This is a genomic window from Flectobacillus longus (assembly GCF_030056705.1).
Classification (GTDB): Bacteria; Bacteroidota; Bacteroidia; order Cytophagales; family Spirosomataceae; genus Flectobacillus; species Flectobacillus longus.
In genome coordinates, this window is the sequence record NZ_JASHIC010000002.1 from 179,240 (window position 1) to 195,697 (window position 16,458).

The window sequence follows — 16,458 nt, forward strand, 5'->3', positions numbered from 1 at the left end:
TTGCAAACAATATGGATATGATTAGAAATAACTGGACAAGAGAAGAGATTGAAGAAATCTATAACCTTCCTTTTTTAGACTTAGTATATCGTGCAGCTACTGTACACCGTCAACACCATGACCCACAAGAAGTACAAGTAAGTACATTGTTGTCAATCAAAACTGGTGGTTGTCCAGAAGATTGTTCTTACTGCTCGCAAGCGGCTCGCTACCACACGAACGTAAAAGTTCAGAAATTGATGGAAGTTGAGGAGGTTATGGCTGCTGCTGAACGTGCACAAGATGCAGGTAGTTCTCGCTTCTGTATGGGTGCTGCTTGGCGTGAGGTTCGTGACAACCGTGATTTCGACAAAGTGTTAGAAATGGTGAAAGGCGTAAATGCTTTGGGTATGGAAGTATGCTGTACCTTGGGTATGTTGTCAGAAGAACAAGCTCAAAAGTTGAAAGATGCAGGCTTGTACGCATACAACCACAATGTAGATACTTCAGAAGAACATTATGATGATATTATTTCTACTAGAACTTACGACGATCGTTTGAATACGCTAGAAAACGTGCGTAAAGCAAATCTTTCTGTTTGTTCGGGTGGTATCATTGGTTTAGGCGAATCGTCAAAAGACCGTGTTGGTATGCTTCAAACCTTGGCTAACTTACCAAAACATCCAGATTCAGTACCTATCAACAACCTTGTACCAGTAGCAGGTACACCACTCGAAGGACAAGACCCTGCTTCGGTTTGGGATATGGTTCGTACAATTGCTACGGCTCGTATTATCATGCCAAAATCAATGGTTCGTTTGTCGGCTGGCCGTTTGGAGCTTTCTTACGAAGGACAAGCATTTTGCTTCATGGCAGGTGCTAACTCAGTATTCTCAGGAGATGTGTTGTTGACAACGCCAAACCCTAATGTGAATTCAGATAAAGAGTTATTCCAAATCTTGAATATCAAGCCTCGTAAGGCGTTCAAAGATGAGAGTAAAGCACCAGTTGAATTCCAAGTAACCCCAACAGCAGGAAAAGCTTTGGGTATTGAAGAAGTTGTAATTTCTTAATATTGATAATGGGTAAAAAAAGCTTCAAAGTAGTCTTTTTCTATGATGAAACCCCTATTTACCCAAAATTAAGATTGACATAAACACAGTAATGAATAGGACTTTTTAAGGAAAGTCCTATTTTTTTTGCCGTTTAATCAACTATCTATGTATTTGTGAGTGACTCCAAAGTTATATAGTTGTCTACATAAAAAATTTCCGTTTACTATAATGCTGTGATTATTCAGCAATCTCATTAAAAAAAAACAATTCAATCATCATGAAAAAAATTGCTCTCTTAATTCTTTTTTTAGCCTCTTTTGCTCTTCTTTATTCATGTAATACCATTCCTGATGTGGTGGCTCCTGGCCCAAATAACGAGCTACCTGCGGCTACAGGCAAATTGGATGTAAGCTTTACCGACCCAACACTCAATGCTAATCCAGAAGTATTGGCGGGATCGGGCGATAACGTGACTGTAACACTTTTAATCAAAAAATCACCAGATGGTGGCAAGCCTCGTGTGGCACGTGTATATGTGGCAGATAAAGCTAATTATCGTGGCACTACCGACCAACCTTTGTTTGAAGTAAAATTGAAAAATGTAGACGAGCAAACACAAACTTTTGAATATACCGTTTCGGCGAGTACTGGCGTAAACTATATTCATTTTGATGTACAAGATAATAGCGGTGCAATTTCTCGTAAAACCCTAAAAATTTCTATTGGCTCTGAGGAACAAATTGCCTCTTGGAATAATATCGAGCTTGGTGCACAAAGCAATGATTTGGGCTCACGTTTTGCTTCTTCAACAGGCGTTGTGTACAAAGTGTGTGATATTGATTCAAATATCAAATTTGTTGATATTACTTATGCTTCAACTCGTACGGCTGATGAACCACAGTTTTTATCAAATCCAGAAAGAGTTTTACAAGGATATTCGACAACTGTACCTGCATCAAATACTGATTGTGGAGGCTCTTCGACAGCGGGTGGCAATGCTACTTATTTCCAAGAAGCTCCAGTAGGTATCGACTTCGATGCAGCTAATAACACTACTTTACAAGCTTTAAGTATTTCTTCAACCAAACAATCAGTTTTGGTAAAAGAAGGTAAAATATATGCTTACTCAAAAGGCTCAGGAACCAAAGTGAAAAAAGGCTTGATTCGTGTAAAATCTATTACCAAAGGCACAGCGGCTTACGCCCAAGGAAAGGTAGTTTTTGATGTGAAAATTCAAAAATAAAACTGCCAACTTCAAACTATAGAAGTTTATTGGCTATCAATCAAACATGAGTAATCCCTAATTTAGCGATTTAGTGATTGAACGAGTGAGTGATTATGTAAAAATATGTATTCCATCAGTAGAGACGCAATGATTGCGTCTTAAACTGAGTAAAATCTAGCATGATAGCATTTAAAAAGGGTTCGGAAAATATTTTCCGAACCCTTTTTAAAATAAAAACTAGGAGAATAAAACGCTCTCTCTCTTACGATTTGCGAGAACGGTTTTCGTACGACTTACCGTATTTGCGCTTCATTTCGGCTTTATGGTCTCTTCTTACATTCACCTTCTTGTTCTTATCATTTTTGTCATGATAAGCACTATTGTCTGCAATGTCAGGAAGTTTGGTAATAAACTTCATTTTTGCCTTCGGAATTTCCTCTTCTAGCAATTTGTCTGAAATCATTAAACCTTCTGGAGAATCTAAAATAGGCAACTCAAAGTTCATGAGCGTTTCGACCTGTTTCAGATATTCCACTTCATTTTTGGTGACAAAAGCGATTGCAATCCCTTTTTTATCATAACGACCTGTACGTCCAATGCGGTGAATATAGTTTTCAGGCATATCTGGCATATCAAAGTTGATTACGTGCGTAACTTCATCAATATCCAAACCTCTAGCAATAATATCTGTAGCAATCAATACTTGGCAATAGCCTAACTCAAATAAGCCAACGCTATTGAAACGGTGGTTTTGATTCTTATTTGAGTGAATTACATCCACCTTGTGTTGAAGTGTTTTTTGCAATTGCTCATACAAAGTATCTGCTAACTTTTTGGTTGCCACAAATACCAATACCTTCGTCATACTTTCGTCATTTTTTAACAAAAGATTCAACAAATTTACTTTCGTATAAAAGTTCTGAACAAAGTAATAAGATTGGGTAATGTTTTGGTGTGGTGTGCCAACTGCCTCTGTCTCAATACGAACAGGGGAGTTAAAGAAGGTTTCGACTAAAGTTTCAACATCTTTGGTAAGCGTAGCAGAGAAAAGTAAGTTTTGACGTTTTGAAGGTAATTTGTCAAAAATTACAGTCAATTGAGCACGGAAACCCAAATTAAGCATTTCGTCGAACTCATCAATAATCAAACGTTTTACGTTTTTAGGATTAATGGTTCCGTTCATCAAAAAGTCTACCAAACGCCCTGGTGTTGCTACCAAGATATCAGCTCCTTGGAGTAATTCTGCCGTTTGTGGTTTGGTGTTTACCCCGCCAAAAATCCCTACAGTACGCACCGTCATATAAGTGGTAAGTGCTTTTACAGATTCCATTACTTGTACAACCAACTCACGTGTAGGCACCAAAATGATAATTTGAGGGTGTTTTTCCTTTGAGAATTGATAAAGTCGTAAAGCAGGTAATAGATAAGCGTAGGTTTTTCCCGTACCAGTTTGGGCAATGCCACAAACATCTCTTCCCGACATCACTACCGAGAAAACCTGCTCTTGAATGGGAGTTGGTTCTGTGAGCCCTAGATCATTGAGGGCATTTAATAAGAACGTATTGATATTTAATTCTTCGAATGTCATGGTTGTAAAAGTCGATAGCTCGACCTTGGCCGAGCTATGAAGTACTAATTTTTACAAAGTTACGATATATCTTTGGTAAAAAGCTATTCTTTATCAAGATTATTTCTTGGAAATAGTCTAAAAATACAATCGCTATTGTTTTGATTTTCAGTTAACTAGTTTTTGGTTTAGTTTGAAAAATTACAGAATAGATACCGATAGTTGATGGATAAAAAAAACTAAATATCCTTTGTCATTTTAAAATGAGGGATTTCTCCAAAAAGCAAATACGAATCCGCAATAATAGTATAGCCGATGGCTTTATAGAAAGCAACGGCATTTTGACGGGCATCTAGTACAATTTGCGTCATACCTTGTTGACGAGCTGCCTCTTCGAGATAAGCCATTAAAAGCTTGCCTACACCTTTTCCTTGGGCTTCGTTGGATACCGCCACACAACGAACTTGTCCTTCGGTCAGACTATTTTTTTGTAAACGAGCCACGCCCAAAATTTGCCTACTTTCGGTATCTACAGCCATAGCATGCGTTGCTTCGTCTTCGTCCTTTAGTACCTCACTACCTTTGGGCTGTCCCCATGGTTCACGTAAGATTTTAAAACGTAAATCATAATATTTTTCCCACTGTTCTGCACTCTGTGGCATACTAACTTCAATCATAGTTGATGAATGTTTATTGGTTTGTACACTAATCCTGCATATAGGATTTTTGAAATTATTTATACAAAATATTAGATTTTAGAAGTGTAATACACTTCTGAATTTTAATTTACTAAAAGAATAGAATATTTACCTATTTCCAAAATCATAGACGTATTATGCCCAACTCCATCTTAGTTATTATCCACTCTTGCTTCAATTACACTTTGAATATCTTTTGGTACATCTGAAAGAAAATCAAAGCCTGTAAGTTTTTCCAAGGCATCTACCGACACTCGATAGTCACGCCAATTGGTAGCTCCAGCTTGATTGGTGTTGGGAATGTTTACTGCAATCACACGAGTATCTGTGCCAATTCTATATAAGTCGTTCTGTCCAACAGGCAATACAACAATGATTTTCCAAACGGATTTAGGTACTACGATAGTATTTTTGTTTCCAATGGTTTGAGCTTCACCATTTGACCCAGAGCCTCCTTGTCCATAAGGCCCCGCAATGACATATAATTCATAACCTTGCTCTACGAGTCTACGAGCATATTCTTCTAGGTTTTTCCAAACACCACGGTTATTATCTGGTGCTTGAGGCATCATATTGGTCATCAAAAACGTTTCCTGATTTTCTTCCACGCTTCCATCTCTATCGTCTGACGGACAAATATGTCCTCTATCAAAACCCGAATCTGTATAATCTCTAGTATTTACTGCCGACCAACCCTGTGGAAGAGAGCTATCAGGTCTGAAATCATTTTGTCTTTGTGCATCGCCTTTCCATGCAGCGCTCACGTGCCAGCTAACCCAATTGGCTGTTGCTTTTGATTTGTTATAAGATAGGGTGTAAGCATTTTTCAACATCAAAAAATTATTCGAATAGCTAGTATTGCTAATAGCATTGCTTGGATTGCCTAGCAACAAATTATTATCCTTAGTTGCTACGTTGTTTGGCGCTGGCTTTGGATTTGGATTAGGTTTAGGACTTGGATTGGGCGTAGGAGTTGGCGTTGGGTTGGGAGTAGGAGTAACATTACCCGAATAAGCCAAAACGCTTACGTCGTCGATGTTCAATCGTCCGTTGGTGCCATCCACTTTTACTATTTCAAATCGGGTCGGAATAGTTGTATTTACCGTAAAAGTAAAGTCTTTTAAAAACTTATCAGTCAATGTGATGGTGTTGCCAATTTTAGACCAAGTATTTCCTCTGTTAGTTGAAATACGAACCTCAAAAGCAGCAGTTTTATCCGACTGATATAGCCCTGCCTTCAATTTGATTTGGTAAATACCTGATGTCAAGTCTGTATCAAAACGAACTAAACCATCTTCTTTGATACGAATCGCTTTTGCGCCATTTTTGACATCATTGTCAGTACTTCCCATCATGGCATTTTCAAAATACCAATCTCCTGAGTTGGTTGTGATGGTGGCAGTTTCATATTTATTTTTACTTACTTGGTCAAAGTTTTCTGGGAAATTACTGATTACTTTAACCACATTGGTGGTCTTGTTAGTATTGGTATTCGTGTTGGTATTGTTTGGTGTGTAAACACTCACACATGAATAGAATAACCACGAACTAGCAATGAAAATGGTTAGGTTTTTAAATAATGATTGAAAGTGTGTTTTCATAGGGAATAACAATGATATGGATTTGGGTTGAAAGAGTTTGACATAAAAAAGCCTCATCAAACATAGTAGTTTAATGAGGCTTTTGAGTGATTTATTGTGTGAAATTATTTTGCGTAATTTACAGCACGCATTTCACGGATAACAGTTACCTTGATTTGACCAGGATACTGCATTTCTTTTTCGATTTTTTGAGAAATATCGTAAGACAACATGCTTGCTTTTTCGTCAGACACATTTTCAGAATCTACCAATACACGTAGTTCACGACCTGCTTGGATAGCATAACATTTTTGAACACCATTGAAGCTTGTTGCCAATTCTTCAAGTTCTTTCAAACGACGCATATATGATTCCATCATTTCACGACGAGCACCTGGGCGAGAGCCTGAAATAGCATCACATACCTGAACGATTGGTGAAATCATTGATGTCATTTCAATTTCATCGTGGTGAGCACCAATAGCATTACATACCTCTACATTCTCTTTGTACTTTTCAGCAAGCTGCATACCCAAAATAGCGTGTGGTAATTCAGCTTCTTCTGGCCATACTTTACCAATATCGTGTAACAAACCTGCACGTTTAGCCAACTTCGCATTTAATCCCAATTCAGCCGCCATAGTAGCACAAAGTTTGGCTACTTCACGTGAGTGTTGCAATAGGTTCTGTCCATAAGATGAACGGAAACGCATACGACCAACCATCTTGATTAACTCTGGATGCAAACCGTGGATACCCAAATCGATAACAGTACGCTCACCGATTTCGATGATTTCTTCTTCAATATTTTTCTTCGTTTTAGCCACAACTTCTTCGATACGAGCTGGGTGAATACGACCATCTTGTACCAAACGGTGTAATGACAAACGAGCGATTTCACGACGAACAGGATCAAAGCCCGAAATGATAATTGCTTCAGGAGTATCGTCAACGATAAATTCAACACCAGTAGCCGACTCCAATGCACGAATGTTACGCCCTTCACGACCAATGATTTTACCTTTTACATCGTCAGATTCGATGTTGAATACAGACACACAGTTTTCGATAGCATTTTCGGCAGCGGTACGTTGAATCGTTTCAATAACCACTTTTTTAGCTTCTTTCGTAGCTGTCAACTTCGCTTCTTCGATAGTATTTTTGATAATAGAAGATGCTTTAGTTTCAGCTTCACCACGTAGTGCATCAATCAATTGTTGACGAGCTTCATCTGCGGAAAGACCTGCGATTTTTTCTAATTGTGCTACTTGAGAAGCTAACATTTTTTCAGCTTCGTCACGTTTACGGTCAGCTTCCTCTAGCTTACGTTTTAAGTTTTCATCCTTTGCATTCAACGATTGACGTTGGCTACTCAATTCAGATTCGAGGCGCTTCGTTTGCTCCATCGATTGTTGAATACTACGTTCTTTTTCTTTAAGTTTTTGTTCGTTTTGAATAAGGATTTGTTTCTTTTTATTTGAGTCGTCTTCAAACTCGGCTCTCAATTTGAGGAACTTTTCTTTTGCTTCGAGTATACGGTCTTTTTTGATATTCTCAGCTTGAGACTCAGCATTTTTTACAATGTCTGAAGCTTTGGCAATAGCCTCATCTTCGATTTTTTGTGTATTTTTTGCAAAAATCACTTTGCCAAGAAATATACCTGCCACAAGAGAAACTACAGCAGCAATAATGGGAGTTAACATTTTAGAATACCGTTTTAGAATCGCTTTATTAGTGAATCAAGCTCGGTAGCGAGCACAAATCAATAGTTAAATAACGATTGTGAAAAAAAATACTAAAACAGGTAATTACCGAAGAGGGGTATATCAAAGCTGAAGATTAGTTAATATCTATAAAACACAGATATTACAATATGATATATCTTGATACCAAGCTATAGTGCCAGACATTGCGTCAAAATATTCTAATTAAATAATCTATCTTGATGCTTTAGCTTAAGGATGCTTATAGGAAAACTTTAAGTATCAGAAGCAAAAACATTTAGTGCAAACGAATATACTTTAAGACTTTATTTCAAAATGGAATCTAAAAGAGTATCCATTTCTGACATTTTGGTCATTACAGTTTTTTGGAGATCAGAATGCTTATTGTCAAACTTTAGATTGTCGATAGCGTAATCTAATGCCACAAAAGCGAGTAGTTCGTATGATTCAGAGAGTCCAACTTTTTCTCTCACAAAATCCATTCTTTCATTAATCAACTTTGCTGCCTTGCGAACGTACTCTTCCTCCTCTCGTCCCACCATTAGGTTGAACTCCTTAAGACCTACATTGATATTGCAAGGGATTTTATCTGCCATTGGTTTAGGATTTTTAATGACTCATACCGTCTCGGCTTTGTCTGAGCTATAATTTTATATATGCTATATCCAGTTACCTAGAGATTTTTAAACGCTTAGTTGACTAATACACTTATCTATTTCCAAAATATATTCGTCGATTTTTTCCTTCAATTCGGCAGGGTCACCTGCGTTTTTGAGATTGTTCGTTACAATCTTAGTAAATTTATCTGACTTTTTAAAGTTTTTAGACTGTTCGTTTAATTTTTTCTGTAAATCTAAATTCTCTTTTTCTATCTCGATTATCTTCTTTTTTAGTAATTCTTTTTCCTTTTGTGACTCTTTTAGCTGATCTTTTAGTTCAGTGTAGGCCATGACCAATTTCCTTAGTTTTACCTCTAAGGAATCAATAATGGTTCTTATCTGAAATTCAGTCATGAGCAAAATGGATTTTAAATAAAGTAAGAATTACTGCGTAAATCGGATTAGTATGAAGAAAATAGTCTTATGGATTACATAAAAACTAAAGCTAATACAAATTTCTTAATTTTCTCTTAAATAATTGAGCAATTGTCAGCCTTTTTTTATTGAATGGTTTTTCTTTAGGTTTAATACCTAAAAACTCAACACAAAATGACCATTTTAACGTAAATTAAGGCGTTTTTGCCATTTCTCAGGAAGAACAGTTTTACGCTCCACAACAATTACTCCTATAGTGTATAGAATCAACAACAAAGCATGATATGGAATAGAAATCCAAAGATTTGCAATAGGTATTGATAATGTGAAATAAATTAGCACTCCTGCACTGACAATATAACCTACTGCCGATTTGATTCTATACGGAACAGGATAATATTTTTGTCCCCAATAGTAACATAGTACCGTCATCGTAAAACATGAAATCAGAAATGCCCAAGCACACCCCATATAACCAAGTTTAGGAATGAGGACAATATTTAAAACCACAGTTATTGCCAAACCTATAAACGTAATAATCGTGCCAAAATAGGTCTTGTTATTTAACTTAAACCAAACAGAAATATTGTAATAGACTCCTAAGAATAAATTTGCCAACAACAATAAAGGTACTACGGTAACGCCTTCTTGGTAAATTGCCTTGCGTAAAAATAGTTTTTTGAGCCAGTCAAGGTTAAGACACACTCCTAACCAGATAAAGATACAAACAATGGTGAACCATTTGGTGGCTTCTGCCAAGGTTTCGGTAGAGTTTTTATCCTTAGTCTTTGATAGGAAAAAAGGTTCAGCTGCATATCTGAAGGCTTGTGTAGACAAAGCCATAAAAATAGAAAGCTTATAGGCATTGCCATAAATTCCTAAGGCTTGACGGGAGGTACGACCTGGGTAAAAGTTTTCAGGTAAAAATTGTTCTAACAAAATTCTGTCAAACACTTGATTGATCATTCCTGCCAAACCCATAATCATAATAGGGTAGGCATATACCAAAAGTTCTTTAAATAAAGGCCACTCAAATTCGAACTTATAATCAAAGATTTCCTTTCTTAACAACCATATATATGAAGCGTTGGCTAACAAATTTGCCAAAATGATATACCCTGCACCAATCGAAGGAATATACAAGGTGCTAGCGAGAGGTTGTAAAAAAGTGAGATAATCACCTTCTGATATTTTTTTTAAGCCTAGTAAAAAGAATATATTCAAACCAACATTAATCAAAATGTTGAGAATTTTAGCTGTTACGAATTTTTTAGTTGCTTTCTCCAAACGCAACCGTGCAAACGGAATCGCAGTAATAGAGTCTAACCAAACAATGAGAGCCAAGCAGGTCAAATCTAACTCACGATGTGGATAACCCAAATCTGTGATGATTGAAGATGAAAATAAAATTAATATACCCGAAAAAATGGTACTAGTAATCAATAAAGCAGATTGAATAAGATTATAATAACGGGTCTTATCTTCGGCTGCAAAGCGAAAAAATGCCGTTTCCATTCCATAAGTGTAAAGAATATTGGCTACCGCTACATAGCTGTATAGCTTGACATTGATACCCAAATCTTCTGGCAAAAATGCTGCGGTATGAATAAATACTAATAGGAAATTGAGCGAACGCCCCAAAATGGTAGAGATGCCATAAGATGCGGTTTCGCCCGCCAATTTTTTTAAAACTGACATATTAGAGTAAGTTCAGTGTATTTTAATCAATAGTGCAAAGTTACAGAGAGTTGATGATTTATTATTGGTTCGCCATAAGACTTCTTTTATCTTTGACATAAATCGACTTGGAGATATTGAATTATCATAGTTGGTTTTTGACTATTTGGAATCATTTTTATTTATACTAAAAAAAAAAATTATGAGGAAAAGCCTCTTATTATTAGGGCTAATCTTGGTTTTATCGAATACGATAAAGCTTCAAGCACAGGCCATTAGTTATTATCCTTGGAATAATATCCTTTCTGTATCGAGCAATGCTACCAAAAGACTGTGGGTAGATTGCCGTTTTCAACTCAACTCATTCTCTTCATCTTTGAATACTGAGCCTGCATTGATGCTCAATGTGGCAAAAGCTGGGAAAGCTAATTTTTATGTTGGTGGCGGTGTAAACTTTGGGTTTATCGGAGCTATTGTCAATAAAGATGATTTAGTGAAAGGGTACTTTGGCTCAATAGGAACAAGAATATATCCTTTAGAGAAACTACCACAATTGAGTGTCAACTACGAAATATCACCTTATATCAACAATATTCAAGGAACAAGCGGTATTATTCGCTCGTGGTTGGGAGTTGGTTATCAGTTTGGGAAAATAAAATAGTAGAGAACTTTCATCAAAATAATAAAGCCTCCAAGTTTTTTATATGACTTGGAGGCTTTGATTTTATTGTCTACTCAATGCTTTTTTTCGTAGTATTTTTGCCGTTTGTTGCTCGCCATTAGGGTGCCATCCTGGAGGCATAAAGATATATTTGATTTTATTGATTCCTTTCGCATTTTTGACATCGTGCCATAATGCCACATACTCACCAAAATAAACATCCCAAAAGTTATTGGCATTCATAGGTCGTGTAATACCGTATTTGATAGGCACTTCGATTTTTTCTTCTTGGTATGTGCCAAAAAATCTATCCCAAAAATTGATAATAGAACAAAAATTGGTGTCCATGTATAAATCATTGCTAGCATGATGTACTCTATGATGAGATGGCGTTAGAATAAGTTTTTCTAAAAAACCAAGTTTACCATTTTTAAGAGTTTTTTCACTGACATGAACAAATGCGCCCCAAATACTATCCAAAATCATTACGAAAAAGAATAAGGAGGGTGTTAGCCCCATTAGGGTACAAAAGCTAGCTGCAAATATATCGGTATAAATGTTTTCTAAATATGCAGTCGTTAAAGTAACAGAAGACGTTAGTTCTGTAGCAGAATGATGTACAGCATGGCTACACCAAAGTAATCTAATTTTGTGAGCAGCATAGTGTCTGATAAATGAGTTTAGTTCATAAATAAGATAACCAAGCGGGATAAAGTACCATTTTAAACTAATATTGAATAGAGCATAATCCTTGAATAAAGTGATGAAAAAGATAGTAATTGATAGTTTTAAGACTTTCTCAAGAATACGGTTAATGATAATAATAAGGAAAGGTATTGTATAGGTTTTTTTCTTGAATTGATGTGTGATAAAAAGAAGAAAAACTTCAGCAATAATAATAATTGGAGCCAAAGGCATTAGCAACGTGAAGATACCATCGGTAGTTTTGAATGCTCGCCAATTACCTTCATGAATAATTGACAAAAGACCTTCTAGTCTTAAAAAAATAATAAGCTCCTGTAGTAGACTTTGTAGGAAATGAAATATATCTTGCATAGTGTGAAACTTTATATAGTTGAGTTTTATGCAAAATAAATAAAATAAAATGTTTTTTTTCTTGGTTTATTGATTGATGATGATTTGTGTTTATAAAAGATTTATAATGGTTTTAATTGATGTTTTGCTCTGGGTTTTATGTTAAAAAAAAGAAGTATTCTATGAATGCTATATTAAATAGAGTCTTATTTCATAGAATACTTTATCTTATCGTTGTTTGACTTCGAATTTAGTTGTGTCGGCATTTACACCTGTAAATACGCCTAGTCCATTCGTAATGCTAGTCGGAGGGGTACTTATGTTTTGGGAGGTTGAGCCAGAGCTGCGATACAGGGCAGCATAATCAGGATTTACGTGCATCAAAATGACATTGTGCATCCCAAAATACTGAAATTCGTTGGGGTTTACACTTGTTGAGGTTCCTTGTACAGGCTGACTTCTAAAACGTCTTGTAAACATAGTAGAGTCGGCATCGTCGGCCAAAATATAAATTGGTGTAGGGTTTGCTTCGATATTGTCTACTACTACAAAATAATAATCGCTTGTGGTGTTGTCCCAAGTCACCTGAATGTTGGTTCCGCCCATGCCGCCCATAGGTCTACCACCACTACTCAAATCAATTTGTGATAAATAAATAGAGCTTTGGTCAAGAGCGTAATTTTCGGGCTTGCTTGGAATAATCGTTGTGGCCGAAACAGTTTTTCCATTATAGACAAAACTCATACTGTAGCTCACGCCAACTTTGAGCTTAACAGTTGTGTCTGAACGATAATCGCCATTACCCAAAGATTCAAGCGTGTAAGTTTTACCATCTCCCGTTACAGTAATCTTCAAGCCTTCAATTGGTTCTTCTGAACTAATACTTTGGTCACTGTACGGGATTTCTTTTTTGACGTGCATGGTAATATATTGACCAGCTACAAGATAAGCTTCTATTACTGCATTGTCGGTAACTTCTACAGAGCCTTCATTGCTACAGCTCGATAAGATGCCTCCCAACAAAATGGCTAATATAAAATGATATATTTTCATGATATGTAAATGCTTTTACGGATTATTTCAATTTATAAGTAAAGGTGATATTTGGCGTAAAGCCCAAGTAATTTACATTGGTAACAGACAAATACTTTTCGTTGGTGTCGCTGTCGGTAATGGTTTGGAATTTTTTGTACCAAACATTCTGACGTCCATATAAATTGTAAATAGACAAACCAATACTGCCGTGTTTGAAGTTATAAGTGGCTGCTACGTCCATACGATGTGAATCTGGCAAACGATTGGCATTTGTCGTTGAGGGGCTTGTGTAGTCTTTTTCGGTACCATCCAATAACTTGATGATATAGCCACCTGTAATAGAGGTATATGGCATACCAGAGGCATATATCCATGTAAGAGAAAAATCCCAGTGTCCCATTTTGTACATATTTACACTTTTGAATTCATTGCGAACGTCGTAGTTAGAAGGAAATGGCGTTGCTGAAAACTGTGCAATACTTTTTTCTGACTTGGCTAAGGTGTAGCCTATCCAACCTGTGTAGTCTCCAAATTTTTTCTGGATCAAAAAGTCAATACCTCTTACTTTTCCTGTACCTGTAAAGAAGGTTTCACTAGCAGACAAGCCTCTGCCTACCGTTGGTACAAAGCGCAGTGTGTAACGGGTATCGTTGTCGATGTCTTTGTAATAGGCTTCTACGTCAAATACATAATCGTCTATTTCATAACTAGCACCAATAATATAGTGCTTAGAAGAAGTAACAGGTAAGTAGCTGTCATTGGCCAACAACCAGAAACTACGGCTACCATTGGTAATATCTTCACGCTCCACTTGTTTAGCAAACTGATAATATTGCCCCAAAGCGCCTTTGAGCATGAGTTTTTTGGTTAAAGAAAAAGTCGCAGAAAGTCGAGGTTCTAAATAGTTCTTTTTGGTTACATCGTAATAAGTGGTTCTTAAACTTGGTTTCAAAACCAATTTGCTATCACCAAATTTGATTTGGTCTTGGAGGTAGGCCGAAATCAAATTTCCTCTATCATTTTTTCCTAAAATTACAGTGGTGTCATTTTGACTATAGGCATAATCTATTTGTAAGTGACTAGCCTGCACACCCATTTCAATCAACTGATGAGATGATAGACGATATTCAAAATCTGATTTAAAAGAAATATCCTTTAAGTCATTGTTTTCCAAAGAACCAAACTTGACGTTTTGAGTTGTGCCATCGGTAAGAGTAATCGTATTTTGGTTGGTGTTATCTCGGTTGCTGTAATAGTTTGAAAAACTAAAGAGCGTATTGGTATAAAAGCGCTCAGTCCATTGGCGTGACCATTTCAAACTTGAACCTGTATTGCCCCAGTTAGAGACGTCAGTATTAGCAAAACCACCTCCTCGACCGCCACCAAATGGCAGTGATAAGTTTTGTGAATTATCCAAAAAATCTTCCCCATTATAAAAACTCAGCGTAATATTATCTCGTTGGGTTGGACGATAGGTAACTTTGCCATTGAGGTCATAAAAATAAGAAGACACCGTTTGTCCAGACTGAAATCTACGAGCAAAGCCACCTGCAAAGCCAGCGTTGTTGCTACTATTGGCAGCTTGTTGAGCTTTGAAAGTATTGAAGATTTTGTTGTAAATCGGTCCAGCCCACGAGTGGCGAGCTGCTACCACGAAGGTCATCTTTTTGGTAATAGGGCCTTCTGCTAAAATATTGGCACTTAACAAGCCTACATCAGCAGTAGCATTAAATTCCTTTTGATTACCGTCTTTACTAGTTATATCAACCACACTGGATACACGACCGCCATATTTTGCTTCAAAGCCTCCTTTAAACAAACGTACGTCTTTGATGGCATTGGAGTTGAAGGCACTAAAGAATCCATAAAGGTGGTCGACATAGTACACGGTAAATCCGTCATATAAGACAAGGTTTTGGTCTGGCGTACCACCACGTACATATAAGCCTGAGGACGATTGGTTGGCAGCACTAATCCCTGGCATCAACTGAAAACCTCGGAAAATATCTTTTTCTCCCACGTTGGGAAGTTTTGCAATATTTTTAGGAGTCATCATAAACATCCCAACGGTTTCGTTGACTTTCATGATTTCGGTTTTTTCTCCTGTTACTTTTACCTCATCCAATTCTTCATTGGCAGGCACTAGGTCAATACGCAGGTTGCTAGTGGGCGTTTGAGGGTTTAGATAATAGGTTAAAGTTCTGTAACCTATATAGCTAATTACCAAGGCACTAGTATCAGAAGGGACTTTCTGGATAGTGAAAAGTCCATCGACGTTGGTCTGAACTCCAGTTTTTCTACCTTTTACGGTAATTGTTGTAAAAGCTAGCGATTCGCCAGTGAGCGCATCTACGATTTTTCCAGAAATACTAAAGTTTGTTTTCTCTGATTTGCCTTTGTATTGTTGTTCGGTAATGGCTTTGGCAACAGTAACTTTTTGAGATTTAGGTACGATATGAAGGACACTGTTTTCGTCGACATATATCTTCAACTCTGTATTTTTTAACGCATTAGTAAAGCCAATTTCTGCTTTGATTTTCTGAAACCAATAGCTAATACGGTATTTGCTCAGAAGGGTAGGATCAGCATCTATTTTCACTCCTGTTTTCTTAATTAAATCTTGACAAATTTCAGAAAGAAGAGCATTATTATAGAATTCATCGGCAATGGTAATTCCTGTTGTATTGACAGGTAGAGGTGTTTGTTGTCCCCATGCTTGAAAAGACCATTGAATGCAAATTAATGCGAACAGTAATAGTATTTTTCTCATGCTTGATAGTGTAACGAATGTGTTTGGTTAAGCTTTTGTGATGCAGTTTTTGCATTTTCCCAATATCAGGGACTAAAGAAGAACCGATAAACGTTGCCGTTTCAATATAAGAAATCGCTCTATCGCATAGGTTTGTAGATAGAAGTGGGAATTTTGGCGATATTGTTATTGGAGGAACAAAGTGGCAGAGGTGCAAATGCACAAAGGGTGTTTTGGGGTGAGAAATGTTTCGGATAAAAGGTAGTTTACTAGTCCAATATAGGTTGCTTTACCTTTCGCAATTTCCCAAAATGTAGAGAGAAGTCTGATTATTAAGAAAATTGTATTCCCTATGTTATTAAAAAAAGAGCGCTGTAGGTGAGAAACAATATCGGTTAGATTGAAATTTCTCTCTCCTACGGCGCTCTTTGAGCAAGGA

Annotated in this window: 13 protein-coding genes; 3 read left to right on the forward strand and 10 right to left on the reverse strand. The window is 36.8% G+C overall.

What is annotated here, in order from left to right:
• The first annotated feature begins 11 nt into the window (after positions 1–11).
• Positions 12–1,052 carry a biotin synthase BioB gene (bioB, locus tag QM491_RS02130; protein WP_283325603.1) on the forward strand — a complete coding sequence of 347 codons (1,041 nt, stop codon included), beginning with the start codon at positions 12–14 and terminating at the stop codon, positions 1,050–1,052.
• A 259-nt stretch (positions 1,053–1,311) separates the two neighbouring features.
• Positions 1,312–2,277: a hypothetical protein gene (locus QM491_RS02135; protein WP_283325604.1), complete on the forward strand. Its 966-nt coding sequence runs from the start codon at positions 1,312–1,314 to the stop codon at positions 2,275–2,277.
• 244 nt (positions 2,278–2,521) lie between these two features.
• Here the strand turns inward: QM491_RS02135 and QM491_RS02140 are convergent, their stop codons facing one another.
• The 7 genes from QM491_RS02140 to QM491_RS02170 all read right to left on the reverse strand — a co-directional run bounded on the left by QM491_RS02140 (position 2,522) and on the right by QM491_RS02170 (position 10,560).
• A complete protein-coding gene (locus QM491_RS02140; RefSeq protein ID WP_283325605.1) occupies positions 2,522–3,847 on the reverse strand; it encodes a DEAD/DEAH box helicase in 1,326 nt (441 codons plus the stop codon).
• 218 nt (positions 3,848–4,065) lie between these two features.
• Positions 4,066–4,503 carry a GNAT family N-acetyltransferase gene (locus QM491_RS02145; protein WP_283325606.1) on the reverse strand — a complete coding sequence of 146 codons (438 nt, stop codon included), beginning with the start codon at positions 4,501–4,503 and terminating at the stop codon, positions 4,066–4,068.
• Positions 4,504–4,676: 173 nt separating this feature from the next.
• A complete protein-coding gene (locus QM491_RS02150) occupies positions 4,677–6,125 on the reverse strand; it encodes a DNA/RNA non-specific endonuclease (RefSeq protein WP_283325607.1) in 1,449 nt (482 codons plus the stop codon).
• A 104-nt stretch (positions 6,126–6,229) separates the two neighbouring features.
• Complete coding sequence (rny, locus tag QM491_RS02155; protein ID WP_095160212.1) at positions 6,230–7,807, reverse strand: ribonuclease Y; 1,578 nt, start codon at positions 7,805–7,807, stop codon at positions 6,230–6,232.
• A 326-nt stretch (positions 7,808–8,133) separates the two neighbouring features.
• Positions 8,134–8,424: a cell division protein ZapA gene (locus QM491_RS02160; RefSeq protein ID WP_283325608.1), complete on the reverse strand. Its 291-nt coding sequence runs from the start codon at positions 8,422–8,424 to the stop codon at positions 8,134–8,136.
• Positions 8,425–8,511: 87 nt separating this feature from the next.
• Positions 8,512–8,841 carry a hypothetical protein gene (locus QM491_RS02165; protein ID WP_283325609.1) on the reverse strand — a complete coding sequence of 110 codons (330 nt, stop codon included), beginning with the start codon at positions 8,839–8,841 and terminating at the stop codon, positions 8,512–8,514.
• A 204-nt stretch (positions 8,842–9,045) separates the two neighbouring features.
• The gene (locus QM491_RS02170) at positions 9,046–10,560 is read right to left on the reverse strand and encodes an oligosaccharide flippase family protein (protein WP_283325610.1); all 1,515 of its coding nucleotides are present in this window, start codon (positions 10,558–10,560) and stop codon (positions 9,046–9,048) included.
• 181 nt (positions 10,561–10,741) lie between these two features.
• On the opposite strand from QM491_RS02170, the gene QM491_RS02175 reads away from it, so the two are divergent.
• The gene (locus QM491_RS02175) at positions 10,742–11,200 is read left to right on the forward strand and encodes a hypothetical protein (protein WP_283325611.1); all 459 of its coding nucleotides are present in this window, start codon (positions 10,742–10,744) and stop codon (positions 11,198–11,200) included.
• Between the two features lie 63 nt (positions 11,201–11,263).
• On the opposite strand, the gene QM491_RS02180 is transcribed toward QM491_RS02175, so the two are convergent.
• The 3 genes from QM491_RS02180 to QM491_RS02190 form a co-directional block, all read right to left on the reverse strand.
• On the reverse strand, positions 11,264–12,256 hold the full coding sequence (locus tag QM491_RS02180; protein ID WP_283325612.1) for a sterol desaturase family protein: 993 nt from the start codon (positions 12,254–12,256) through the stop codon (positions 11,264–11,266).
• A 207-nt stretch (positions 12,257–12,463) separates the two neighbouring features.
• Positions 12,464–13,288 (reverse strand): DUF4249 domain-containing protein, encoded by an 825-nt coding sequence (locus QM491_RS02185; RefSeq protein WP_283325613.1) that lies wholly within the window; start codon positions 13,286–13,288, stop codon positions 12,464–12,466.
• A 22-nt stretch (positions 13,289–13,310) separates the two neighbouring features.
• Positions 13,311–16,040, reverse strand: a complete 2,730-nt coding sequence (locus QM491_RS02190) for a TonB-dependent receptor (RefSeq protein WP_283325614.1) — start codon at positions 16,038–16,040, stop codon at positions 13,311–13,313.
• Positions 16,041–16,458: the final 418 nt, after the last annotated feature.

Bases quoted from the DNA above. Each gene is read 5' to 3' on its own strand.
- bioB (WP_283325603.1), top strand. From the start codon at position 12: ATGGATATGATTAGAAATAACTGGACAAGAGAAGAGATTGAAGAAATC.
- QM491_RS02135 (WP_283325604.1), top strand. From the start codon at position 1,312: ATGAAAAAAATTGCTCTCTTAATTCTTTTTTTAGCCTCTTTTGCTCTT.
- QM491_RS02140 (WP_283325605.1), bottom strand. From the start codon at position 3,847: ATGACATTCGAAGAATTAAATATCAATACGTTCTTATTAAATGCCCTC.
- QM491_RS02145 (WP_283325606.1), bottom strand. From the start codon at position 4,503: ATGATTGAAGTTAGTATGCCACAGAGTGCAGAACAGTGGGAAAAATAT.
- QM491_RS02150 (WP_283325607.1), bottom strand. From the start codon at position 6,125: ATGAAAACACACTTTCAATCATTATTTAAAAACCTAACCATTTTCATT.
- rny (WP_095160212.1), bottom strand. From the start codon at position 7,807: ATGTTAACTCCCATTATTGCTGCTGTAGTTTCTCTTGTGGCAGGTATA.
- QM491_RS02160 (WP_283325608.1), bottom strand. From the start codon at position 8,424: ATGGCAGATAAAATCCCTTGCAATATCAATGTAGGTCTTAAGGAGTTC.
- QM491_RS02165 (WP_283325609.1), bottom strand. From the start codon at position 8,841: ATGACTGAATTTCAGATAAGAACCATTATTGATTCCTTAGAGGTAAAA.
- QM491_RS02170 (WP_283325610.1), bottom strand. From the start codon at position 10,560: ATGTCAGTTTTAAAAAAATTGGCGGGCGAAACCGCATCTTATGGCATC.
- QM491_RS02175 (WP_283325611.1), top strand. From the start codon at position 10,742: ATGAGGAAAAGCCTCTTATTATTAGGGCTAATCTTGGTTTTATCGAAT.
- QM491_RS02180 (WP_283325612.1), bottom strand. From the start codon at position 12,256: ATGCAAGATATATTTCATTTCCTACAAAGTCTACTACAGGAGCTTATT.
- QM491_RS02185 (WP_283325613.1), bottom strand. From the start codon at position 13,288: ATGAAAATATATCATTTTATATTAGCCATTTTGTTGGGAGGCATCTTA.
- QM491_RS02190 (WP_283325614.1), bottom strand. From the start codon at position 16,040: ATGAGAAAAATACTATTACTGTTCGCATTAATTTGCATTCAATGGTCT.